Below are 23,377 nucleotides of genomic sequence, written 5' to 3'. Positions count from 1 at the left end.
CTAATCCTCCAGGATAAATTCAAACAGCCAGTACGACACGATCAGAAAAACAAGGTCGAATACTGCCAGTAACTGGATCCATTGCTGATACAGTTTCAGCGGGTCGGCATTTATTGCCCCCTTTGTAGCCTCAACTGCACCGATAATCACCGGAACAACGAGGGGGAGGAGCATCAGAGGGAACATCACTTCACGCGCCTTGATTTGAACCGTCATGGCCGATAGCAGGGTTCCCATGGCCGCCAGACCCAGTGTGCCGAGGAAACATATTAACATAATCATGGGGATCTGTCCAAAAATGTCGAGATTAAAAAAAATAACGAACAGGGGAAAGATTATGATCTCGACCACCAGCATGAAGAGAAAATTTCCCAGAAGTTTCCCAAGGTAGACAGCCCCTTTCGGGATTGGGGCCATCAGCAGGTTCTCCATACAGTCGTTCTGCGTCTCTACGAGGAAAGACTTTCCAAGGCCGATGATCCCGGTAAAACTGAAGGCAATCCAGAGGATCCCTGGTATCATCTCTTTTACCATCTCTGTATCCATTGAAAGGCTTAAGCTGAAGATCAGGATGATAATGAGTGCAAAAAAGAACATGGATGAGATATTCTCACGGCTCCTGATCTCACTTAAAAGGTCTTTCCATACGATCCATCGGATAACTCTAAAAAATATCATGGGACTCTTTTAACTGTAGTGCCGGTATTTCCCTGAGACTTCCCTGGGTGAGGACACCGACCCGGTGAGCTACCTCAGCAGTTCTGGCCCGGTCGTGGGTAGTCATAAAAACAGTACCACCTGATTCTGTTACCTCCCGAAGATAATGATTGACCATTTGCTGCCCCTTCTCATCCAGAGAGGCGTAAGGTTCGTCCATTAAAAGTATCTTTGGGTTTGTGAGCATTGATTTTGCAATAGACAAACGCTTCTTCATCCCTGCAGAAAAGTAACGGGTCTTGAGTTCTGAGAAGGCGCCAATCCCCACACGGTCAAGGGCAAGCTTTATCTCCTGGTCCGGCCGGTTTTTCCCGCGGAGCCCTATGGCAAAGCGGATATTTTCGATAGCATTCAGGTCGTCATACAGATATGATCCGTGAGCGATAAGGAAGACGGCCTCCCGTACCTTAATTTTCTCCCGGACTCCATCGTAACCTGCCATTAAGAATTGACCGGCTGAAGGACGGTGGACAGTGGCCAGTATCCTGAGAAGGGTTGTTTTTCCTGCCCCATTTGGGCCGAACATTGCATAGCATTCACCTGAGTTGATTTCAAGGGTTATCTCTTTAAGTACCTCGTAATGCCGGTATGACTTGGAAATGGAAATACACTGTATGGCTTTCATCATTACTAATTAAATAAACGTACGATGCTCTTCTTGATCGCTGTCTTCACAAGTGAGCCGCCGATGGACTTTAGTTCCTTTAAAAAGTTTTCATAACTGTTGTTGCCGCGCAGGACATTGAAATATTTTTCTGCGAGCTCAGGCCTCTCTGTCAGGATGTCATACCAAATTCTTGGGCACGAATAAACGAATAGAGAGACTTTCTGGGCAGCCCTGAACTCAGGATAGAACTCGTTGCTCAGAAGCTTATCGTATCTGCCGAGATCGCTGCTCCCATTGCGGATACTGTCATAAATAACGGAAGATGCAAGCTGTGCACTCCTGATGGCATAATAGATCCCCTCGCCAAAAAATGGGTCTACCAGATTACCTGCATCTCCTGTCAGTATGACCCCACCCTTTGTAAGGACCTGCTGCTTTCTGAATAGCGGCAGTGGATATCCTTTATATTTAAAGCCAGTTATACCGGACAGTGTGTCATGTCCTTTAATAAATTTATCAAAAAAATCTTTGGGTCTTTTAACTACACCTTTAAATCCGGCTATACCGACAGATAACATGTTTTTTTTTGGAAAGACCCATGCATAACCATAAGGTATGACCCCGAAATCAATATGTACATAATTGGAATGCTTGTCAATGACAGACTGTTCGACCTCTATCTCTGCCTCTATTGATGCGGCTATAGTACGAATGGTATTTGGATACATAAACCTTCTTGCAGCCCCGTTGACGCCATCAGCCCCGACTACATACCGGCATGTAAAGACCTCATTCTTTGTAAAGACCTCATATCCATCTTTTGCAGCAGCAATACCTTCTACCTTTTTACCTGTAAGAAGGGATGCCCCCGCCTTTACAGCTTCATAGGTTATGTGAGCGTCAAGCTTGTCGCGCATTACCATATACGCCACCGGTTGTTCAGACATAAGCAGGGTGCTCTCTTTCTGACCATAACTGAAGTAGGCGCCGCTGACCGTTGCCTCGACAAAATCTTTAATATCTATGTCAAGGATGCGGTTTATCTTTAAAGAAATGCCTCCGCCGCATGGTTTGTATCTCGGAAGCTCGTCCTTTTCAAGGATCAGGACACTTAGTCCTGCCTTTGCAAGCCTGTGTGCAGTCGTGGCACCGGCAGGTCCGGAACCTGCTACTATGACGTCGTAGTTTGGCATAAGGATGATAAAAATTTAAATATTATAAATCAAAAAACAAATATTTAATATTAAAAAATCAAACAGATCTATTATTGGTTAATCCTGGCTTTATAATTCAATACTCCACCCTATTCCATATTTTTGAAACCATGTAGAAATGAATGAAAAAGAGTCAGTAAATATCATTATACCTATCAATATCAGGAAGGCCCCGCTAATGATGTTTATCCATTTCATGTATCGGGTCACAACCTTAAAGGTTGCTATGAATGTGTTGATGGCCAGGGCTGAAATAAAAAAAGGCACGCCAAGTCCGAGAGAGTATACTGCCAGGAGTCCCATCCCCTTTGCCATTGAACCTGTAGTACTTGCATAAAGGAGAATGGAGCCTAATATAGGACCGACACATGGTGTCCATCCTGCAGCGAATGCCATCCCAACAAGGAAAGAACCTATAAATCCGGCTGGTTTGTTTTCTATATGGAATTTTTTCTGAGAGGACAGGAAGTTTAATTTGATGACCCCCATTATGTACAGCCCCAAAAGTACGATAAGTACTCCTCCGATTTTCTGAATAATGTTCTGATAAGCAAGTAATGTCTCTCCTAAAAATGTTGCTGATGCACCGAGAAGTACAAAAACAGAAGAAAACCCTCCAATGAAGGCAAGTGAATTTGTGATTGTTATATACCTTACCTTTGATTTATCTTTGGCAGATGTAATATCTTCGAATGTCAGACCTGTTATGTAGGTAACAAAAGAAGGTACGAGGGGTAGGACACAGGGAGAAACAAAAGAAAGAAAGCCTGCTGAAAATGCGACAAAGATAGAGATATTGGAATAATCCATTACTTAGCCTCCCTGGTAAATTGTCCGGAATTAATTAGTATAAAGTTTTTCATAAATGTCTCAATATGCTTTCCATTTCTTTTTCAAAGCCAAGCGTATCTTTGTTCGCTATTCCACCTATATAGATCAGGGCGTTCTCTTCATATGGTTCTATCATGATCCAGATCCTCCAGTGAAATATGAAAAAAGATAAATAAAGCCCAAGCATAAGCAGGCCGCTTCCAGCCCAGACTATGTTAACGCCAGGATCTTTGGCTATCTGAAGGCCGGAATAATGAGGTGATGTATAACCTGAAAGGATGAAGTTGTATTTTGAACCCTTAACAGGAAACATATCAGGGAATTTATAGAATATCCAGGGGCTTGATATTAATTTTCCACCTTCATAAATATCAATCTGCACCGCAGGATTTTCATGATCTTCGGATTTGGCAGATTTGGCAAATATTTCTTTGTTGCCGGAATCAGATTCAAAATTGCCAGTGAAATTACTTGCATATAATCTCAGGTCTGTCCCCTTGATTTCTTTTTCCTTTCTGAAATCCAGAGCGGCATCGGCTACAGTGCCTCCATTTTCCCTGTCAGTGATGCGCATGAAAAGCTTGTCTGCGCGGTCCCGTGCAGTTCCGTAACTGCTTTGATAGAACCGGAAGCCCTTGTACTGCAGTGGATCATTTACCTGTATTGTCTTGGTCAGTACAATTTCCCCTTTATCTAAAATTGACAGGCTGCTGAAGTAATCTTTAATCATACCATTTTCATAGTAGTCAATCCAGAATTTGTTAAGGATAATAGTGAAGTTGCCCTCAGGGACACGTACAGGTACCCCTTCAAAAACAGGAATGTAGCCTCTGAAACCTATTGCGCTGCTTAAAGCAGCCCCGATAAGAATAAGGAATATGCTGATATGACTGATGACAGGTCCCAATCTGCCAATGGCCCCCTTTGAAGCAAACATGGAGATGTTTCCATATTTTTTCCCAAGCCAGAGTTTATATTTTCTCCCTTTCAGGGACGCTTCTACTTTCCTTCCTGCATCATCCATATCACCCTGAAATGGAATAATAGTGTTATGCTTAAAGTTCAGGACAAGATTATGGGTAAAATCACAGTCTACTGACGAATATGCACGCCAGATTGAAGGGACTCTCTTTGAGAAGCAGACGGCAAGGTTTACTGCAAGAAGAACAAGCATGCCAGAGAACCACCAGCTATGGTAAACATCTGACAGGCTGACGGCATGTATCCATTTGTACCAATTTTCACCGTAGCGTGTTATGTATTGTTCCGGACTTAAATTCTGTTCAATCAGCGTCCCTGCAATCGAACCTGAGGCTAATATGAGAAAGATCGCAATAGCTAATTTGATAGAACTGAAGAAGTTATATATTGTCCTCACGTATGTATACTATACGCCTTTTATATAGAGCAAAGAAAACATTAAAGGGAGCATAAACCATGCCATATCTATTGTCAAGATAAAGAGACATGATGCAAAATATTGTAATAAGAGATTACTCGAATATATCGTCTCCTGTCTTTTCCTCCTATCATTCCGGATATTCTTGACCTTTTGTGATGCCTGGGATCAACGGGACAAGTAATTGTAATTTCAAATTGCATCTGCTACCCTACTTTTGACATCATAAGGAGGTTCCGTGAAGATAAGCCGTAAAAGAATTGCCCTTATAATATTTGTTGCCATTGTAGTCCTCATATTATATGGTGCACACGAAGTCTTTAAGCCGTTTTATGAGTCTATCATTTGGGCGGCTATTGCAGGAGTGACCTTTTGGCCTGTAAATAAAAAGATTCGTTACTGGCTTGGAGGCAGAGGTTCGCTGAGTTCTCTTATCGCTGTCGTCGGTGTGCTCCTTTTTTTTCTTGTCCCTTCTGCGTTTCTGTTGATGTCTCTTGTGACACAGATAACTAATGTTTATGAAAAGATCTACCCACAGATGCCTCTGATCCTTAACCGGTTATCACATCTTATCCCTTTTCATGACGACAGTTTGAGGCAGAAATTAATAGCAAGTGTTGACGACGTTGGTAAGGTCTTGGTCAGTTATGCCGGATCTGTAGGCGGCAATGCCCTGTCTGTCATCTTTCAGATGGCTTTTACTGTCATGATATTATATTTTATCTTCCGTGACGGAGAGAGTTTCATAGAAAAGCTCAGAAATTCCGCACTTATACCGGCTGAAGATATTGACGTGTTCGTCAGAGAAACCGGCGGAGTCATCAGCGCTGTTATATATGGTGTTATCTTTACTGCAATGCTGCAGGGTGTTCTGGGTGGATTCGGCTTCTGGATCACAGGTCTTCCTGCGCCGGTGCTGTTTGGCGCTGTCATGTTCATCCTGGCGATCATCCCGTTTGCAGGGACTGCCCTTGTATGGGGTCCTGCTGCCATCTATCTCATCTATTATGGTATGATAGGTAAAGGGGTCTTTCTCATTATATGGGGCCTGCTTGCAGTTGGTATGATAGATAATATCCTGAGACCCTATTTTATAAGCAAGAGGCTTGGTTTTCATGTTGTCCTCTCATTTATCGGGATAGTCGGGGGCATGTCGGCTTTTGGTCTTTTAGGGGTTTTCCTGGGGCCATTGCTTCTTGCCCTTATGTTAAGGTTGTTTGAGAAATATTCAGGAATGGAGGCATAAAGGCAATCTATGGCTCAACATAAATACACAAACAGGCTGATCAATGAAACAAGCCCGTATCTTCTTCAACATGCCCATAATCCAGTAGACTGGTATCCGTGGGGAGATGAGGCCTTTCAGAAGGCCGAAGCAGAAGGTAAACCAATCCTCCTGAGCATAGGATATTCCGCATGCCACTGGTGTCATGTAATGGAGAGAGAGTCGTTCGAGAATGCAGAGATAGCGGAATTAATGAACAGGGATTTTGTGAGTATTAAGGTTGACAGGGAAGAGATGCCTGACATAGATGAAATATATCAGTATGCAGTACAAATCCTTGGCAGGGGAGGCGGATGGCCGCTGACGGTCTTTCTCACACCAGAGAGGAAGCCATTCTTCGGGGGTACATACTTTCCGCCTGTAGAAAGATATGGACAGCAGGCGTTCCCTGATGTCCTTGCCGCAGTATCTGAAGCATACAGGGATAGGAAATGGGCATTGGAAAATACAATCGAAGATTTGAAGGGGGCGTTAAACAGGCTTAATAAAAAGATGTCTGCTGTTAATGGTATGAATATTTCCGAGGTGGTAAATGCAGCCGCGACCATTCTCCGGGACTATGATCCATCACATGGCGGCTTTGGTTCAGCCCCGAAGTTTCCAGGGGGATTACAGCTATCGTTACTGCTTAAATACTACAAAAGAAGTAAAGAAAACCCTGCACTTGAGGTGATAGAAGACTCACTGCGCCATATGGCGGAGGGCGGCATATACGACCAGCTGGGCGGCGGATTTCACCGCTACTCGGTTGATGAAAGATGGCTGATTCCTCATTTTGAGAAAATGTTGTATGACAACGCTATACTTTCAAGGGTTTATCTGGATGTCTTTAAAGTTACCAGGGACCCTTTTTACCTGCGGATTGCTGAAGAGACCCTTCAATATCTCCTTCGCGACATGTATCATCCTGATGGAGGGTTCTACTCATCCGAGGATGCTGACAGCGAAGGTGATGAAGGGAAATATTATGTGTGGTCCAGGGACGAGATGGTTGCCGTCCTTGGTAAGGATCAGGAAATTGTGATGAGATATTATGGGGTAACGGATGAGGGTAACTATGACGGAAAGAATATATTGCATATTGACAGGGGATTCAAGGCCATTGCTCATGAATTCGACAGGCCGGATGACGAACTGCTGAAAATAATTGCGGAAGGCAGGAAAAAACTCCTCGCACACAGAGGGGGCAGAGTGAGGCCTTTTAAAGATTCAAAGATCCTGGCAAGCTGGAATGGGCTGGCAATATCGGCCTTTATTGATGCCTTCAGGACGACTGGCCGGGGACAGTATCTTGATGCGGCCGTGAAATCGGTTGATTTTCTAATGTCCAATCTCTGGTTACCCGGGGCCAGGCTGCTTCATGTCTGGAAGGATGGGGCAGCAAAGATCAATGGCAATCTGGATGACTATGCTTTTCTTGCATCTGCTCTGATTGATATGTTTGAGGTAACCTTTGATGACAGGTATCTGAAATGGGCAGGGGAATTGACGAACTCCATGATTGAGATATTCAGTGATGCTGACAACGGCGGGTTCTATAGTGCGGAGGCTGATCCTGACAGGCTTTTTCACAGGCTTAAAACAGGCACTGATCAATCAATACCATCAGGCAATGGAGTTGCCGCCATGAATCTGCTGAGGCTTTCAGCATACAGAGACAATAGCGAGTATAAGGCACAGGCGGAAGAGGTTTTACGACTTTATTACAACGAGGCTAAATCAGCCCCCTTCAATTATGCTTCAATACTTTCCTCTGCCATGTTTTGTATTGCAGGTGCAACGGAGGTTACGATTGTTGGAAATAAAGACAGTGAAAGTACAAAGATGATGCTGAGGAAAATAGGTAATGCATATATCCCTGACATGGTCATATATATAGTGGATGAGACAGCCGGAGATAATAAATGCCTGCCTCAGTTTTCCAAAGGTAAGGGTCAAAAGAATGGGATGGTCACTGTCTATGTATGTAAGGATTTTACTTGTAGTGAGCCCATTACAGAACCTGAAGAGGCAGACCGGCAGTTTTTGTGAGGCAGTTGGGTATTATGCATAATAATATTTTATTGTTGCAACTATTATGCTTATTGTGCTACAAGAAATACACATATTATCAGACTTCAATGATTCCTCATCAACGTAAATTCTGTCAGTCCATTTATGATTAAAAGGGAGGGGGTATAAGAATGAAAAGGATTTTGCAGGTGCTGTCATTTTTTACAGCCATTTGTATTGCGGGTATATCTGCCAGCTATGCATTTGAGCTGAATGGATTTGCAGATGTTTCATTCACAAAAAGTAGTGAGGGCAATAATCGCAAAGACAAAGAGTATAGAAATGGAGACTTTAACTTTGGTACCCTTGACCTTTATTTAGCTCAGTCCATTGATGACATTGACATATTGTTTGAGATGATAGTTGAAAACGGAGATGAGGTGGACTTGGAGAGGCTCACTATTGGGTATACCTTTAGTGATGAGGTGAAACTTCGAGTAGGCAGATTTCATGCACCTCTTGGGTTCTGGAATACTGCATATCATCATGGTGTTCAGCTTCAGCCGACAATAAAAAGGCCGGTCTTCCTTAAGTTCGATGACCACGGAGGTATCCTTCCTACGCACGTTGTAGGGGCAGACCTGGTAGGTCGTGTCAAGACAGGAATTGGCGCTGTTACATATGATCTTATGATCGGGAATGGGTCAAAGATTACAGGACCGAAAGAGGGAGAAACCAATGTCCTGTATCCTAATAATACTTCTGATAATAATATAGGAAAGGCTGTGGCTTTTAATGCAGCCATATCACCGGCAGTCGTGGATGGGCTGAAGGTTGGTGTCTCAGGTCATATAGCAAAAGTAATGAGTGACGACTCAGCTGCATTACCTGTCTCCGTTAATGCAGACCAGACCATATTCGGGGGGTTTTTAATTTACTCAACAGGTAATCTTAACCTTTCAGGTGAATATTTTACAATTGAAAATAAGAACGAACAGGATAGCAAGAAGTATGATTCCAGAGCATACTACGGTTTAGTCACCTACGCAGTTACAGACAAGTGGGTGCCGTATGTTATGTACGAGAACCTGCAGGTAAAAGATAATGACCCTTATGTTATTTCGCTTGGGGCCGTTGATACTGAGAAGCTGACCGCAGGTCTCCGCTACAACATCAACTACAGGAGCTCTGTAAAAGTTGAGTACAGGGATATCATTAATGAAAAGAATGCCATTAATAATAAAGATTCAGATTGGAGTGAATATGCTGTACAGTGGGCGCTTGCGTTTTAGTGAATCTGATGTTTCATGTCTGAGATATCAGATTCTTTAAACAGGAGGGTATAAATGAAATATGCTAAATTCGGTTTTGTGATGGTGGTTATCACATTACTATTTTCAGGCACTTTATTTGCCAGCGCCAATGCGAGGGAAATTGCCATAATTGCACATCCATATTTTCCAATGAACTCAATCTCTGCATCTGCAGTAAAACACATTTATCTTGGGGAAAAAACATCAGAGGGCGGCGTGAAGATCAAACCTATGGAGCAAAGGGATGAGGCAATAAAGAAAAGGTTTATTGAGAAAGTTATAAGCAGCAGTGTTGATGGATATAAGGCATACTGGATAAAGAAGTTTTTTCAGGAAGGGGTGACTCCGCCTACAGCTAAGGGTACGCCCAGCGAGATTATCCAGGCGATCAGCCAGACTGCCGGGGCTATTGGTTATGTTTGGGAAGACGATATCAGGGGTGATTCGGGGGTAAAGGTTTTATTGAAGATCGAGGTTGGGAATTAACTGGAAGGAAAGACCTCTGCAGGAAGGCCTGTTGTTTCCCTTACCTTCTGAGCAATTAAATTCAATTCATTCTCTGATAGATGAGTGACGAATTCTTCAGCAGGAGGGCGTGCTACTGTGTATAACTGCACGAGTCGTATCATCCCGCCGTAATCGAGGATTTCTTTAAGTCTGCTGCAATACAAACTTATTTCATCATGAGATGGCAGAGTGCCTGCAAGCCTGTTAAAGCAGCTCTGTATAACAACCGGGTGCTTCCTTGCAGTCATAATTATATTTCCAAGGATATCATTCAATGGGATATGACTTTGAGATATCTTGTGAAAGTAATTCTCACTGCCTGCGTCAAGTTTTGCCCAAACCTCGCCATTGTAGCTGTACATTAAGTCTATTGCTTCCTGTACCCGTAAACGGTTAAGGCACGAGGCGTTTGTGATCAGCACAAGCTTCAGGTCATTCTCCTTTATCCTTATTATTTCCTCAACAACTTCATAGAAGTTTGTAAAGGTAGTCGGCTCGGCATCTCCCGAGAGTGCGATATCTGAAAGGTGTCTTAATTCAAGCGGCGTCTTGTCAAAGGGAGACATTGTAAACAGCCTCTTTGAGATAACCGAATCAATAGTCTCCTTCAACTCGGAGCCAATACGTTTTATGTCTACCTTTGCATGCTGGATTTGGCGGGTTCGGTCCACCTGACAATAGACACAGTTAAAGTTGCACACCCTGTCAGGATTCAGGTTTATGCCTACCGATATTCCCTTTGACCTCCTCGAAAGTACTGGATAAACATACTTGTTGTTTGCAAATGTACGGCTGTGATCCGTGTACAGCATATCATCAGAATAGCCCCTGAGGATAAGGGGTGTCAAGTCTGCATGCTTTGTTGTAACATATATTGACTAATTTAATAGCACTTACTATGTCCGCAGAAATGACACTTCTCACACCCTTCAGAAAATTCCATCTCGCAGCCGCAGTCCGGGCATGCGGAGCCAATGCGCCTGTCGAACTCGACGCTCATTTCTTTGTCCGTATCTCCCTGTTTAGTTATCATGTACTCAAGAACTGCCTTGGAAATTGCATCTGCGCACGAGTGGATTATGTTTTTACCAAGGCCATAGGGCTGGTTACACCTGATACCAATCAACTGTCTGATTATTGATTGCGGCGACACACCGCTCCTGAATGCAAGGGATATAAGTCTTCCAATAGCCTCATTCTGGGAGGCTTCACACCCGCCTGCCTTGCCCATATTGCAGAAAACCTCAAATGGTCTTCCGTTTTCATCTTCATTCACTGTAACATAGAGGTCGCCGCAGGATGTCTTCATCTTATTTGTAACGCCTGTGATGGTCTTTGGTCTTGGCCGCGGCTCTATAGTGGGATGAGATGGCCTGTTGTCCTTACCTGGCACCTGTTTTTCAATTTCCGGGGTCTGTTTAATGTTTGGATCTGCTTTACTCTTGTCCTGGCTCTTGCCAACATTCATTACCTGCTCTGATCTGCTGCCATCCCTGTAGACAGTTATTCCCTTACACCCTAGTTTATATGCGAGGATGTAAGCATCTTTTACATCATCTACGGTGGCTGTTACAGGCATATTAATGGTCTTTGAGACTGCGCTGTCTGTATATTCCTGAAAAGCAGCCTGCATCCTTACGTGCCATTCAGAGGAAATGTCATGGGCCGTGGCAAATATGGCCTGCCACATTGCCGGCACTTCGGTAAGCCCTCTTACAGAGCCATGGTTGGCTATGATCTTATCAAGAAGTTCTTCGCTCCAGAAGCCCTCAGACCTGGCTATGTCTATAAATGTCTCCTGTGCATACGGGAGGTGTTCTCCACCCATGACATTTTTGTACCAGATAAGGCTGAATTCAGGTTCGCACCCTCCTGACGTGTCTGCAATCATACTAAGTGTCCCTGTCGGGGCTACTGTTGTGATATAGGCATTCCTGAGCCTCCTGCCCTGCTTTTCGTAGACAGAGCCTTTCCAGTTAGGGAATACCCCGCGCCTCTCTGACATCCTCTCCGACTCACTGTGGCCTATATCCCTGATAAACTGCATTACATTACGTGCGCAGTCTATCCCTTTTGAAGAATCATAAGGAATTCCGAGCTTGTAGAGCATCCTGGCAAAACCCATCACGCCGAGTCCGATCTTGCGGTTTGCCTTTGTCACCTCTTCAATCTTCTTGATAGGGTAGTGGTTCATGTCAATTACATTGTCAAGAAAGTGGACAGAGGTGCGGATAGTCCTTTCAAGCTTTTCCCAGTCAACTACAGCACGACCATCCATATGTGTGACATGAACTTCAAGGTTTATACTTCCGAGGTTACATGACTCATACGGGATAAGGGGCTGTTCACCGCACGGGTTAGTGGCCTCTATACCGCCTGCATGCGGGGTCGGATTGGTCCTGTTGGTCGTATCAATGAAAAAAAGCCCGGGTTCACCATTCTTCCAGGCATTATTGGCAATCTTATCGAATACCTCCCTGGCCCGAAGTTTCGATACCGGCTCTCCGGTCCTTGGACTAAGAAGGTCATACAACTCGTCTTTCGCTACAGCCTCCATGAACCTGTCTGTTATGGCGACACTTATATTGAAGTTAGTCACATCACTCTCATTAATCTTGCAATCTATAAATTCGAGTATATCCGGATGATCTACCCTCAGGATACCCATGTTCGCCCCGCGTCTTGTACCCCCCTGTTTCACGGCCTCAGTTGCATGATTAAAGACTTTCATGAAAGAGATAGGCCCTGAGGCAACACCGCCAGTTGTACGAACCACATCGTTTTTTGGTCTCAGCCTTGAGAATGAAAAACCTGTTCCCCCGCCTGACTTGTGTATGATCGCAGCCTGCTTTACTGATTCAAAAATACCTTCCATAGAATCCTCTATTGGAAGGACAAAACATGCTGATAATTGCTGAAGCTCCCTCCCTGCATTCATAAGTGTAGGAGAGTTTGGCAGAAATTCTTTTTTAGTCATTAACTGATAGAATATCTCCTCACTCCTTGCAGCATCAGCATTATTGTCATATATGAAGTCTGCCTGGGCAATATTCCTTGCTACCCTCCTGAACATCTCTGCAGGTGTTTCCATCACCTGTCCTTTGTCATTTTTCGCAAGGTAGCGTTTCTCAAGGACTTTGATTGCGTTCTGGGAAAATGTCGGGGTTAAAACCTCTCTTGTGGGCATAAGAGTCCTCCTGTAAGGTTAAATTTTAATAATTATTGAATAATAGTTATAGCTTCGTAAATCTCAAATATCTATTATGATTTTACACCTTTTTCAGAAATTATGCTTCTACGGAGGTGTGCAAGATTAGTTGATAAAGTTAAATCGTAAAAACGAAATAAGTCTACATCTATATAAAATCTTTGTCAAGGAGAAATATCTATATGTTGTGAGTTTTTTTCGATCTATGCCCGCTATTTTGTGGATTTATGGTGAAAAAGGTGGGGGAAATATGTTGATTAGCTGTTGAAAAATATGCTGCAATAAACAGTAAAGGGCTTGTTATTACGACTATTTTTTAAGGGCCTCTGCTACGGACTGACCCAACAGGGCCGGATTTCTTACAACATTGATACCTGCCTTCTCCATAGCTGCCATTTTCTCCGATGCAGTCCCTTTACCGCCGGAGATAATTGCGCCTGCGTGACCCATACGCCTTCCAGGGGGGGCTGTTATCCCTGCAATAAAACCTATGACAGGTTTTGATACATTGCTCTTAATAAAATCTGCTGCACGCTCCTCAGCATCTCCTCCGATCTCTCCTATCATCACTACCGCATCTGTCTCCTTGTCTTTTTCGAACATTTCCAGAAGGTCTATGAAGTTTGTGCCGTTGACAGGGTCTCCGCCTATGCCGATGCATGTTGACTGCCCAAGTCCCGCCTTTGTGACCTGCCACACTGCCTCATAAGTGAGTGTGCCGCTCCTTGATATCACGCCAACCCTTCCCTTTTTATGGATGAAGCCGGGCATTATTCCAATTTTGCATTCTTCAGGGGTTATGATGCCGGGGCAATTAGGTCCGATAAGTCTGCTGTTCTTACCTGCCATGAATCTCTTTACCTGTACCATATCGTTCACAGGAATCCCCTCCGTAATACAGACTACAAGCGGAATCCCTGCATCAACAGATTCCATTATCGCATCTCCAGCAAATCCCGGAGGGACAAAGATCATAGACACGTTGGGTTTAGTTTCCGACACCGCCTCACTGACAGTATTGAATACAGGTACACCCTCAAAATCAATTCCACCCTTGCCTGGGGTAACTCCTGCAACTATATTAGTCCCATATTCCAGGCATGCACTGGTGTGGAACGACCCTTCCTTGCCTGTGATTCCCTGAACCATTAATCTCGTAGATTTATTAACCAGAATGCTCATGAATGTTTCACCCCCGCTGCGCCGCCCATTAATATCTGCGCTGCTAATTTAGTTACTTACCAACTTTACTATCTTCTGTGCACCTTCCCATATGTTTGAAGCGACTTCAAGGTTCAAACCGGAACTGCGAAGCATTTCGAGTCCTTCCGTTGCATTTGTCCCGTCAAGCCTTACAACAAGTGGCACCGTTAGTTTCACATCTTTTGCCGCTTCAAGGATACCACCGGCGATCCTTTCACAGCGCACTATACCGCCGAATATGTTGACGAACACACCTTTAACATTGTTATCTGCCAGGAGTATCTGAAATGCGTGCTTTACCGTTTCTTTAGATGCACCGCCTCCTACGTCAAGAAAGTTTGCAGGTTCGCTTCCTGCGAGTTTGATAACGTCCATAGTTGCCATAGCAAGTCCGGCCCCGTTTACCATACAGCCAATTGCGCCGTCTAACTTTACATAATTCAGTCCATGTTTGGACGCCTCTATCTCAAGTTCCTCTTCCTCATCAAGGTCACGGAACGCCTTTACATCTTCGTTCCTGAATAGTGCATTATCATCAAAACTTATTTTTGCATCCAGAGCAATTAGCCTGTTATCCTTGGTGATGACAAGCGGGTTTATCTCTACCAATGAAGCCCCCTTATCCACAAAGAGTTTGTATAGTCTGCCTGCCATAGAAACAAATTGTTTAATAACATCCGGCGTCAATCCAAGTTTGAATGCCATATTGCGCCCATTGAACTGCTGGAATCCGACACAAGGGTCAATATATTCCTTAATGACCTTCTCGGGTGTCTTAGCTGCAACCTCTTCTATCTCCATACCACCTTCAAGGCTAGTGATAAAGACAGGACGGCTGTAGGTGCGGTCAACCAGAAGGCTAAGGTAAAGCTCCTTCTCAATATTGACGCCCTCTTCAACTAACAGCTTTCTTACGCACCTTCCCTCAGGTCCAGTCTGATGAGTTACAAGTACCTTCCCGAGGATTTCTCCTGCGATCTGTCCTACATCCTTCTTGTCTTTGGCAAGTTTAACGCCTCCGGCCTTTCCCCTTCCTCCTGCATGGATCTGTGCCTTGATAACGACTACCTCCGACTTGATTTCCTCGGCACATTGCACAGCCTCATCTACAGAATATACAGCCTTACCAAAAGGAACCGGTATTCCGTACTGCGAAAAAAGTGACTTTGCCTGAAATTCATGAATATTCATATTATACCCTCTTGCTTTCCCCCATTTATTATGGGGAGTAATGAGGGCAAATATTATCATTTGTGCGGGAATAAATCAAGGGGAGAATGCCTCGGATATGTCAAATATATTTCAAATAAAGTCAGATAAGTTAGTATCCTTTTCTTGAATGCTTAACCAGATAGTTGAGTATTATTGACCTCTCCTCTTCAGATAAAAGAGTCCCCATGCCCGTGGCCTCCGCATTTTTCTCCATTCTTGGAATGACCTTTTTCCATCCGAGAGATGTATGTGTTTGTGGATGGTAAGCAGGGTGGCATATATTACATTTTTCCTTGTAGAGGAGAGCCGGAGGAGAGTCGGGCTCAGGGACTGGTTGCGGATTATCGCAACCAGTCGCAAGAAGGGTAACGGCAAGAAAAGTCATACCCAAGAAGAAGACAGTGGTCATTCCTCTTTGAAACCATAATCTATTTTGCAGGTCACCGATTATTTTCATTATAAGTCATCTCAAAATTAGGTTTCAAGCCCGTTTTATTGCTTAAAACTCCCACCAGGGATGCTTAACTTTTTTCAGGTAACTTCTGCTTATTGTACAAGATATAGCAAACGACCAGGATCAGGAGTATGACCCCGTGGACCACCATCTGGATGGTTCCCTGATCCCACAGGACATCATCCATGGAGATTGCCATCTGAGTAAGCAGCAGCCCTCTGATACTTGCGATAAAACCGATATAAAGGTACGGATTAAGTGAAAACTCGTGCTTATTTATCTGACGCCACACCTGCCTGAAAAGTTCCATGGTGATCAGCGCAAACATCATTTCACTTAAGAGGTGCGGTATGGTGTGCGCGGTCCATAACATGAGGGCATCGTAATAGGCGTCGAATATCAGACGTGCGGCCAGGTAGATTATACCCACTGCTATGATTACAAGTATGACATGGTCGGCTATGTTAAACATAAAGTTAAGACTTTTTAATAAAGCGGACTTATTCTCTTCGCCCTCTTCCATAACCGAATCCTCCTTGTATGTTTAATGAAAAATTAATATCAAATTAACACAAACCAAAGCAAAATGAAATATATCCTGATATTGAGGAGACGAGATTACTTAACAATGAAAATGTCAGTCATGTCATCCTGAATTTATTTCAGGATCACTAATGCAGCAGGGTCAGGAGATCCCTGAACAATACTGAAACGAGTTCAGCACATGGTTCGGGATGACAGCGGGACGCAATGGGAAGGCGCTGTTTTCGGATGAAGTTTTGCTTATACTTGACATAGTGTGATATGCGTTATAAGATAGTAAGTAATTACTATCATGGAGGTATATATGCAGGCAAACTCTAAGCACCTTCGGGCGGATGAACGTCGGGCAGTAACAGTAGAGGCCGTGGTCGAACTGGCCGCTGAACAGAATCCTAATGACATTACTACCGCGGCCATTGCCAAACGAATGAATCTGACACAGGGGGCAATATTCCGCCACTTTCCGAGTAAAGACTCAATCTGGCAGGCGGTGATGGAGTGGGTAGCAGCGCGGCTGTCAGCCCGGACAGAGAAGGCAGTACAGGCAGCCGCGTCCCCTCTTGCAGCTTTGGAAGCCATGTTCATGACTCATATTGATTTCGTAGTAAGGCATCCGGGGGTCCCAAGGATCCTGTTTGGTGAACTGCAGCATGCAGAAGACACGCCTGCCAGGCGCATAGTACAAACACTGCTCATACGTTACGGTGAGCGTCTGGGGATACTGATCGAAAAAGGTAAATCGCAGGGAGAACTGTCTCAGGATGTTGATACAATGGCCGCTGTCTCTCTGTTTATCGGGATGTTGCAGGGCCTGGTCATGCAGTCTCTGCTGACCGGGGATTTCCATCGCATGCGGGCTGAAGCCCCGGGGGTGTTCGCCATATTTAGCCGTGGTATTGGGGGGATATGATGATGAAAATGCCGATAAGTGCACAAAAACTGGCCTTGATTGCAGTGATAGTTTCGCTGCTTGCAATGTTAATATATGTAGCTCTCCGTTCAGGGCCGCTTGCCCCGGTGCCTGTGACTGTAACTACTGTTGAAAACCGTTCCATTTCCCCGGCCCTTTTCGGCATTGGTACGATTGAATCCAAGTATACCTACAGGATAGGTCCTACGATCTCAGGAAGGGTTAAACAGGTAAACGTTAATATTGGCGACAGGATCCGTGCCGGTCAATTACTTGGTGAAATGGATCCGGTGGATCTCGACGACCGCGTAACTGCACAGGATGCCGCTCTTAAGCAGGCAGAGGCTTCAGTGCTGGCAGCAGAAGCCCAGGTACGCGACAACACGGCCCGTTTTACATATGCCGACGCCCAGACGCAGCGTTATGAAAAACTGATGCTCTCACAATCAGTAAGCGAGGAGGCGCTTGAGGCCCGGCGACAGGAACGACAGGTGGCTGAGGCCGGTCTCGCTTCAGCACGTGCAAATCTGGATGCTGCACGTCAGGAATTGGCACGCGGCCTGGCTGACCGGGCTGGTATTGTCAAGCAGCGCACCAATCTCCGTCTGGTCTCACATGTGGATGGATTGGTTACTGCACGTTATGCTGATCCAGGTTCTACTGTGGTAGCAGGGCAGCCTGTTGTGGAAGTGATCAATCCAAAGTCTCTGTGGATCAATGTTCGTTTCAATCAGCTTAACTCCTCTGGTCTGCGATCCGGACTTCCTGCCCGTATCGTGCTTCGCTCGCAGGCTGGACAGGTCATGTCCGGAAAAGTGCTTCTGGTAGAACCTCTGGCCGATTCCGTGACTGAGGAGGTATTGGCAAAAGTAGTGTTTGATACGTTGCCGGTGCCGCTGCCGCCTCTTGGTGAATTGGCTGAGGTCTCCGTTGCCCTGCCGGAGATACCGTCCTCGCCAATAGTACCTAATGCGAGTATGCAGCGGGTTAACGGAAGTATTGGTGTCTGGATTGTAGAAGACGGTGGTCTGCGCTTCGCCCCTGTCAGGGTTGGTGCGACAGACCTGGATGGCCGGATGCAGATTCTTGAAGGATTGAGTGCCGGCGATCGCGTGGTGGTTTATAGCCATAAGGCACTGAAAGCCGGCAGCCGCATCAAAGTTGTAGAGCGACTTCCAGGAGTGACATTATGATAAATCTCGCCGGACGGGATATAATGCATTCCTGGGGAAAGTTCGTCTTCACAGGTGTGGGGCTGGGGTTGCTGATCGGAGTGACCCTGACCATGGCCGGAGTCTACCGTGGTATGATAGACGATGCCAAAGCGCTTCTCGACAACAGTGGAGCTGACCTGTGGGTAGTTCAAAAAGACACCCTGGGTCCGTACGCTGAATCGTCCAGTCTGAATGACGATATCTATCGCAGCATTCTCGGAATATCCGGTGTGGCGCGCGCAGCAAACATCACATACCTGACTATGCAGGTGCGCCGGGGAGAGACAGATGTACGCTCCATGGTAGTCGGAGTCGTGCCAGGCGGCCCCGGCGAACCGGGACAGCCCCCCTATCTTGTTTCCGGACGACATATAACGCGTGGACACTATGAGGCCGTGGCCGATATTTCAACGGGATTCAAAACCGGTGACCGCATCCAGATCCGTCGTGACCTCTACACGGTCGTCGGGCTTACCAGGCGCATGGTGTCTTCCAGCGGTGACCCGATGGTGTTCATCCCGCTGAAGGATGCGCAGGCGGCCCAGTTTCTTAAGGACAACGACGCCATCATCGGGCAGCGCCGACGCACTGAGGCAAACCCTGCCTTCAATAACCCGGCAGCGCCGGGCCTGACAGATGCGGTGATTGCCTCTCAGAGCACCAATCCATATGTTAATGCCGTGCTTGTGCAGATCGCTCCAGGCTACACTTCAGAGGAGGTGGCAGACCCCATCCGACGCTGGATGAGGCTCCAGGTCTACACCCGTGATCAGATGGAGGGAATCCTGGTAGGAAAGTTGATCGCTACATCGTCCAGGCAGATCGGTATGTTTCTTGTTATACTTGCCATAGTCAGCGCTGCCATTGTTGCGTTCATAATATACACACTGACATTGGGAAAAATCCGTGAGATTGCGGTGCTTAAGCTTATTGGCACCAGGAATCGTACAATTGCTATGATGATACTTCAGCAGGCGATAGGTCTTGGAATAATCGGTTTTGTAGTCGGGAAGATCTCTGCTACTTTCTGGGCGCCGATATTCCCGAAATATGTCCTGCTCGAACCATGGGATGCTGTACAGGGCTTCGCCGCAGTTGTGGTAATTTGTGCCCTGGCAAGTATACTGGCCATCCGTGCTGCACTCAGGGTGGACCCGGCGGAGGCTATCGGTGGCTGATATTCATACAACAGGGATTCTAATCAGGGGATTGCGGAAACGCTATGGAGAGGGTGAGACAGCCGTTGACGCCCTCAAGGGTGTGGATATGCAGGTCGCTCCCGGCGAAGTAGTAGGGCTGGTAGGTCCTTCGGGTTCCGGCAAAAGTACCCTGCTGAAATGTCTTGGTGCTGTAATCGAACCGACTGACGGGCATATAACCCTGGGTGGCGTAGTGATCTACGATAAAGGGTGGAAGATCCGCGACCTGCGGGCACTGCGTCGTGACAAGATCGGATTTGTCTTTCAATCACCGTACCTGATCCCGTTTCTCGACGTTACCGACAACGTTGCATTGCTGCCTATGCTGGCCGGAAGATCCAATAGCGAATCCCGTCAGCGGGCCATCGAACTGCTCGAAGCGCTGGGTGTGGCACATCGTGCGAGGGCAATGCCGTCGCAGCTCTCCGGCGGCGAACAACAGCGGGTGGCTATTGCCCGGGCTTTGGTCAACCGGCCGCCGATAATACTTGCCGATGAACCAACAGCGCCTCTAGACAGTGAGCGTGCATTATCTGTGATCCGCATTCTCAATCAAATGGCCCGGCAATACGAGACCGCCATTATTGTCGTCACGCATGATGAGAAGATCATCCCGACTTTCAAGCGAATCTACCACATCCGTGACGGCCGCACCGAAGAGGAAGAGGGAGAAGGGCGGGAGATCAGTGAAAACACAAATTAACTCAAGGAGGAAAGAAGCGATGAAAGCAAAAAGTATTAAAACATTAATCCTGGCCGCAGGACTGTTCTTAATTACGGCAAACAGCGTGACAGTGGCCGAAACCGGTCAGCAGTCAACAAAACAGCTCGCTCTGCGCGGTATCATGAAAGATCTCGGAAGCAATATGCAGGTCGTAACCGATGGCATTTCACGGGAGGACTGGGCATTAGTAGAGAAAACTGCGCCATTGATTGCAGACCATCCGCAACCGCCAATGTCGGAAAAGGCGCGCATCATGGGATTTATGGGCAGCAGCATGGGCAAATTCAAAGGGTATGACGATGTGACGCACGAAGCTGCGAAGTCTCTGGGGCAGGCAGCCGCAAAGCAGGATGGTTTGGCGGTAATTGCCGCTTTCCAGGAACTTCAAAAGGCGTGCTACGGCTGCCATCAGGATTTTCGCAAATCTTTCGCGGAACATTTTTACGCTGCGCCCTGATTATGAACCTTAAATCGGTACACTCTTCCCTGGCCGTTCGATCAATTCGACCTCGTACTTATCCGGTGCCTCGATAAAACAGAGCCGGGTGCCTGATGATGTAACTGTCGGGCCATCGGTAATCGGGACGCCCTTCTCCCTGAAGTGAATGATCATCTGATCGAGGTCGTCCACTTCGAAGGCCAGATGCACAAGGTCCTCCGGCACCTCGACTTTTCCACCCGCAGGAAATGAACATATCTCTATAACCTCTTCACTGTTTGGAACAGTTAGAAAGACCAGCTCTGATCCGCGCGGGGAACGTTTGCGATTCTCGATAGTTAGTCCCAGGACATCAACATAAAAGCGCAGGGTCTCATCCATGTCATTAACACGCATTCGTGTGTGCAGCAGTTTTTTAATCATTTCTATAAAACTAACACGTTATGCAGGGGGATGTAAAGAAGCAAGATCATTTTCCCTCCCCCTTGCGGTGTCTGCATATAAATTATATCATCATTTTAATTGCCGCATTAATAACTAATAGAGATAGGGGAGTTTCCTGGATTTAATAATAAGCAGTTTGCGGATACCCGTTGAAAAAGACGGTATGGATGAATATCTAAGGGCCGCTTCACAAAGGCTGAAGATTAGCGAACAGGATATAAGGTTCGTAAAAATCCTGAATAAATCACTTGATACAAGTTGTAAAGATCAGTTCTATTACCAGCTTTCAATAGTAGTCACTACTCATGATCTCTTCGACAACAAGGAAAACCTTCCTGTATACCCGGAATCACCAGAATCAATTGCAGAGATAAGAACAGAAAGGAAGACCCCAATAAACAGCAAAGAGAGGCCGGTAATAGCAGGTTTTGGTCCTGCAGGGATGTTCGCAGCCCTCGAGCTTATTGAATATGGGATTAAACCTCTGATATTTGAAATGGGCAAGAAAATTGAAGACCGCCACATTGATGTTCAAAGATTTAATAGAGAAAGGGTGTTGGACACTGAATCAAATATTCAGTTTGGTGAAGGGGGCGCGGGCTTATACTCTGATGGCAAGCTGTTTTCCAGGACGAATAATTCAAAATATATAAACCGGGTGCTGGATACCTTTATTAAATTTGGCGCCCCTGAAGAGATTGGCTACGTAAGAAAGCCCCATCTCGGGACAGACGTTTTGTGCAGAATCGTTCGTAATATAAGGGACTATATCCTTGAAAGAGGCGGCGAGATACATTATGGCTCAAGAGTAACTGACATCCTGATATCAGGCGATAAAGTCTCGGGTGTGGTAATAAACGGGGAGAAGGAATATCATACTTCAACTCTCTATCTTGCTATGGGGCATTCTGCCCGGGACTCATTTAAGATGTTTCACAAAAGAGGCATTGCTATTGAGCAGAAGCCTGTCTTAGTGGGAGTAAGAATAGAGCATCCTGCTGATGCTGTTAATCTTATAAGGTATGGAAATAAGTATAAGGATTTCCCCGGTATAGGCGCTGCTGCCTATTCATTAAACTACACCAATAGGAAGGCAGGACGCGGGGTTTATACATTCTGCATGTGCCCCGGAGGTGAGGTAATAAATGCATCATCTGAGAATGGTATGATGGTTGTTAACGGCATGAGCTATTCTACCAGGTCTTTAGAATTTTCAAATTCAGCCCTTGTTGTAACCTGTCATACCGATGACTATAAATCAACAGATCCATTGGCTGGTATAGTGTTCCAGAGGGATATAGAGCAAAAGGCCTTTAATGCAGGAGGAGGAAGATGGGATGTACCTGCGCAGAATCTGTTAGATTTTTTATCCGGCAAGATCTCTGTTAATTTAAATAGAAATTCGTTTAAGATGGGGGCCGTTGCTGCTGATATGAGAGCCATCTTTCCAGGCTTTATTTCAGAAGCTCTTTTAAATGCATTTAAAAGTTGGGAAGAGGATTATCCACTGTTTGTATCAGGGCACGCAATATTGTTAGGTGCAGAGACACGAACGTCCTCCCCGGTTAGAATTAAACGCACTAATAAATATGAGTCAGTAAATGTAAAAAACCTGTACCCTATAGGCGAAGGTTCCGGGTATACAGGCGGTATAGTAAGTTCGGCTGCTGATGCTATTAAGGCTGTGCGCGCGAGTGATTTAATTTCCTGAGTACTACAGCTTGTTAAATGTTACGCAGGGCTGAAGTATGTCTACCAGAGTGAATGGCCTTCTGTCGTATCTGTTAATGCTTTGCGTGAGCTCATATCCGGTTTCGGTCTTTACCAGCCTGGCAACCTGTGCAATTTTCTGTTCTTTGGAGAGCATGTTGACAGATTCTTTCATCCTTCATCATGTTCATCACTGTCTGTCACGACCAGATGTCTTGAGTCTCCTGGGACCCCCAGCGGCGTAATCCCGCT

Annotated in this window: 23 protein-coding genes; 10 read left to right on the top strand and 13 right to left on the bottom strand. The window is 45.7% G+C overall.

Annotation, left to right across the window (positions count from 1 at the left end; translation table 11 throughout):
* From IT392_05305 to IT392_05285, 5 genes are all read right to left on the bottom strand, one after another.
* Nucleotides 1-678 carry a heme exporter protein CcmB gene (locus IT392_05305; GenBank protein ID MCC6543905.1) on the bottom strand — a complete coding sequence of 226 codons (678 nt, stop codon included), beginning with the start codon at nt 676-678 and terminating at the stop codon, nt 1-3.
* On the bottom strand, nt 665-1,345 hold the full coding sequence (ccmA, locus tag IT392_05300) for a heme ABC exporter ATP-binding protein CcmA (GenBank protein MCC6543904.1): 681 nt from the start codon (nt 1,343-1,345) through the stop codon (nt 665-667). Before ccmA ends, IT392_05305 begins: the two co-directional genes overlap by 14 nt.
* Before the next feature lie 2 nt (nt 1,346-1,347).
* Nucleotides 1,348-2,517 (bottom strand): geranylgeranyl reductase family protein, encoded by a 1,170-nt coding sequence (locus IT392_05295; GenBank protein MCC6543903.1) that lies wholly within the window; start codon nt 2,515-2,517, stop codon nt 1,348-1,350.
* 90 nt (nt 2,518-2,607) lie between these two features.
* A complete protein-coding gene (locus IT392_05290) occupies nt 2,608-3,348 on the bottom strand; it encodes a sulfite exporter TauE/SafE family protein (GenBank protein MCC6543902.1) in 741 nt (246 codons plus the stop codon).
* Nucleotides 3,349-3,397: 49 nt separating this feature from the next.
* Nucleotides 3,398-4,747 carry a cytochrome c biogenesis protein ResB gene (locus IT392_05285; GenBank protein MCC6543901.1) on the bottom strand — a complete coding sequence of 450 codons (1,350 nt, stop codon included), beginning with the start codon at nt 4,745-4,747 and terminating at the stop codon, nt 3,398-3,400.
* 259 nt (nt 4,748-5,006) lie between these two features.
* Between IT392_05285 and IT392_05280 the strand changes: the two genes are divergently transcribed.
* The 4 genes from IT392_05280 to IT392_05265 all read left to right on the top strand — a co-directional run bounded on the left by IT392_05280 (nt 5,007) and on the right by IT392_05265 (nt 9,844).
* A complete protein-coding gene (locus IT392_05280; GenBank protein ID MCC6543900.1) occupies nt 5,007-6,014 on the top strand; it encodes an AI-2E family transporter in 1,008 nt (335 codons plus the stop codon).
* A gap of 9 nt (nt 6,015-6,023) precedes the next feature.
* Nucleotides 6,024-8,084 (top strand): thioredoxin domain-containing protein, encoded by a 2,061-nt coding sequence (locus IT392_05275; protein MCC6543899.1) that lies wholly within the window; start codon nt 6,024-6,026, stop codon nt 8,082-8,084.
* A gap of 152 nt (nt 8,085-8,236) precedes the next feature.
* The gene (locus IT392_05270) at nt 8,237-9,337 is read left to right on the top strand and encodes a hypothetical protein (protein MCC6543898.1); all 1,101 of its coding nucleotides are present in this window, start codon (nt 8,237-8,239) and stop codon (nt 9,335-9,337) included.
* 54 nt (nt 9,338-9,391) lie between these two features.
* Nucleotides 9,392-9,844: a hypothetical protein gene (locus IT392_05265; GenBank protein MCC6543897.1), complete on the top strand. Its 453-nt coding sequence runs from the start codon at nt 9,392-9,394 to the stop codon at nt 9,842-9,844.
* On the opposite strand, the gene IT392_05260 is transcribed toward IT392_05265, so the two are convergent.
* From IT392_05260 to IT392_05235, 6 genes are all read right to left on the bottom strand, one after another.
* Nucleotides 9,841-10,677, bottom strand: a complete 837-nt coding sequence (locus IT392_05260) for a radical SAM protein (GenBank protein ID MCC6543896.1) — start codon at nt 10,675-10,677, stop codon at nt 9,841-9,843. The two genes, IT392_05265 and IT392_05260, sit on opposite strands and share 4 nt — an antisense overlap.
* Before the next feature lie 71 nt (nt 10,678-10,748).
* Nucleotides 10,749-13,052: a vitamin B12-dependent ribonucleotide reductase gene (locus IT392_05255; protein MCC6543895.1), complete on the bottom strand. Its 2,304-nt coding sequence runs from the start codon at nt 13,050-13,052 to the stop codon at nt 10,749-10,751.
* A gap of 330 nt (nt 13,053-13,382) precedes the next feature.
* Nucleotides 13,383-14,255: a succinate--CoA ligase subunit alpha gene (gene sucD / locus IT392_05250; GenBank protein ID MCC6543894.1), complete on the bottom strand. Its 873-nt coding sequence runs from the start codon at nt 14,253-14,255 to the stop codon at nt 13,383-13,385.
* Between the two features lie 48 nt (nt 14,256-14,303).
* Nucleotides 14,304-15,467, bottom strand: coding sequence for an ADP-forming succinate--CoA ligase subunit beta (sucC, locus tag IT392_05245; protein ID MCC6543893.1), 1,164 nt, complete (start codon nt 15,465-15,467; stop codon nt 14,304-14,306).
* 130 nt (nt 15,468-15,597) lie between these two features.
* A complete protein-coding gene (locus IT392_05240) occupies nt 15,598-15,945 on the bottom strand; it encodes a hypothetical protein (protein ID MCC6543892.1) in 348 nt (115 codons plus the stop codon).
* A gap of 64 nt (nt 15,946-16,009) precedes the next feature.
* Entirely contained in the window at nt 16,010-16,465 is a 456-nt protein-coding gene (locus IT392_05235; protein MCC6543891.1) for a hypothetical protein, read from the bottom strand.
* A gap of 324 nt (nt 16,466-16,789) precedes the next feature.
* Between IT392_05235 and IT392_05230 the strand changes: the two genes are divergently transcribed.
* The 5 genes from IT392_05230 (at nt 16,790) to IT392_05210 (ending at nt 20,989) form a co-directional block, all read left to right on the top strand.
* Nucleotides 16,790-17,395, top strand: coding sequence for a TetR/AcrR family transcriptional regulator (locus IT392_05230; protein ID MCC6543890.1), 606 nt, complete (start codon nt 16,790-16,792; stop codon nt 17,393-17,395).
* Nucleotides 17,395-18,588 (top strand): efflux RND transporter periplasmic adaptor subunit, encoded by a 1,194-nt coding sequence (locus IT392_05225; protein MCC6543889.1) that lies wholly within the window; start codon nt 17,395-17,397, stop codon nt 18,586-18,588. The genes IT392_05230 and IT392_05225 overlap by 1 nt, the downstream gene beginning before the upstream one ends.
* Entirely contained in the window at nt 18,585-19,787 is a 1,203-nt protein-coding gene (locus IT392_05220) for an ABC transporter permease (protein MCC6543888.1), read from the top strand. The genes IT392_05225 and IT392_05220 overlap by 4 nt, the downstream gene beginning before the upstream one ends.
* A 1-nt stretch (nt 19,788) precedes the next feature.
* The gene (locus tag IT392_05215; protein ID MCC6543887.1) at nt 19,789-20,511 is read left to right on the top strand and encodes an ABC transporter ATP-binding protein; all 723 of its coding nucleotides are present in this window, start codon (nt 19,789-19,791) and stop codon (nt 20,509-20,511) included.
* A gap of 142 nt (nt 20,512-20,653) precedes the next feature.
* On the top strand, nt 20,654-20,989 hold the full coding sequence (locus IT392_05210) for a cytochrome c (GenBank protein MCC6543886.1): 336 nt from the start codon (nt 20,654-20,656) through the stop codon (nt 20,987-20,989).
* 9 nt (nt 20,990-20,998) lie between these two features.
* Here IT392_05210 and IT392_05205 read toward each other — a convergent pair whose 3' ends face one another.
* Nucleotides 20,999-21,394: a VOC family protein gene (locus IT392_05205; GenBank protein MCC6543885.1), complete on the bottom strand. Its 396-nt coding sequence runs from the start codon at nt 21,392-21,394 to the stop codon at nt 20,999-21,001.
* A 136-nt stretch (nt 21,395-21,530) separates the two neighbouring features.
* On the opposite strand from IT392_05205, the gene IT392_05200 reads away from it, so the two are divergent.
* On the top strand, nt 21,531-23,126 hold the full coding sequence (locus IT392_05200; GenBank protein ID MCC6543884.1) for a dehydrogenase: 1,596 nt from the start codon (nt 21,531-21,533) through the stop codon (nt 23,124-23,126).
* Nucleotides 23,127-23,129: 3 nt separating this feature from the next.
* On the opposite strand, the gene IT392_05195 is transcribed toward IT392_05200, so the two are convergent.
* Entirely contained in the window at nt 23,130-23,300 is a 171-nt protein-coding gene (locus IT392_05195) for a hypothetical protein (GenBank protein ID MCC6543883.1), read from the bottom strand.
* Nucleotides 23,301-23,377 lie beyond the last annotated feature (77 nt).

Source organism: Nitrospirota bacterium (assembly GCA_020846775.1).
GTDB lineage: Bacteria > Nitrospirota > 9FT-COMBO-42-15 > HDB-SIOI813 > HDB-SIOI813 > RBG-16-43-11.
This window is presented reverse-complemented; position numbering and strand designations above follow the sequence as displayed.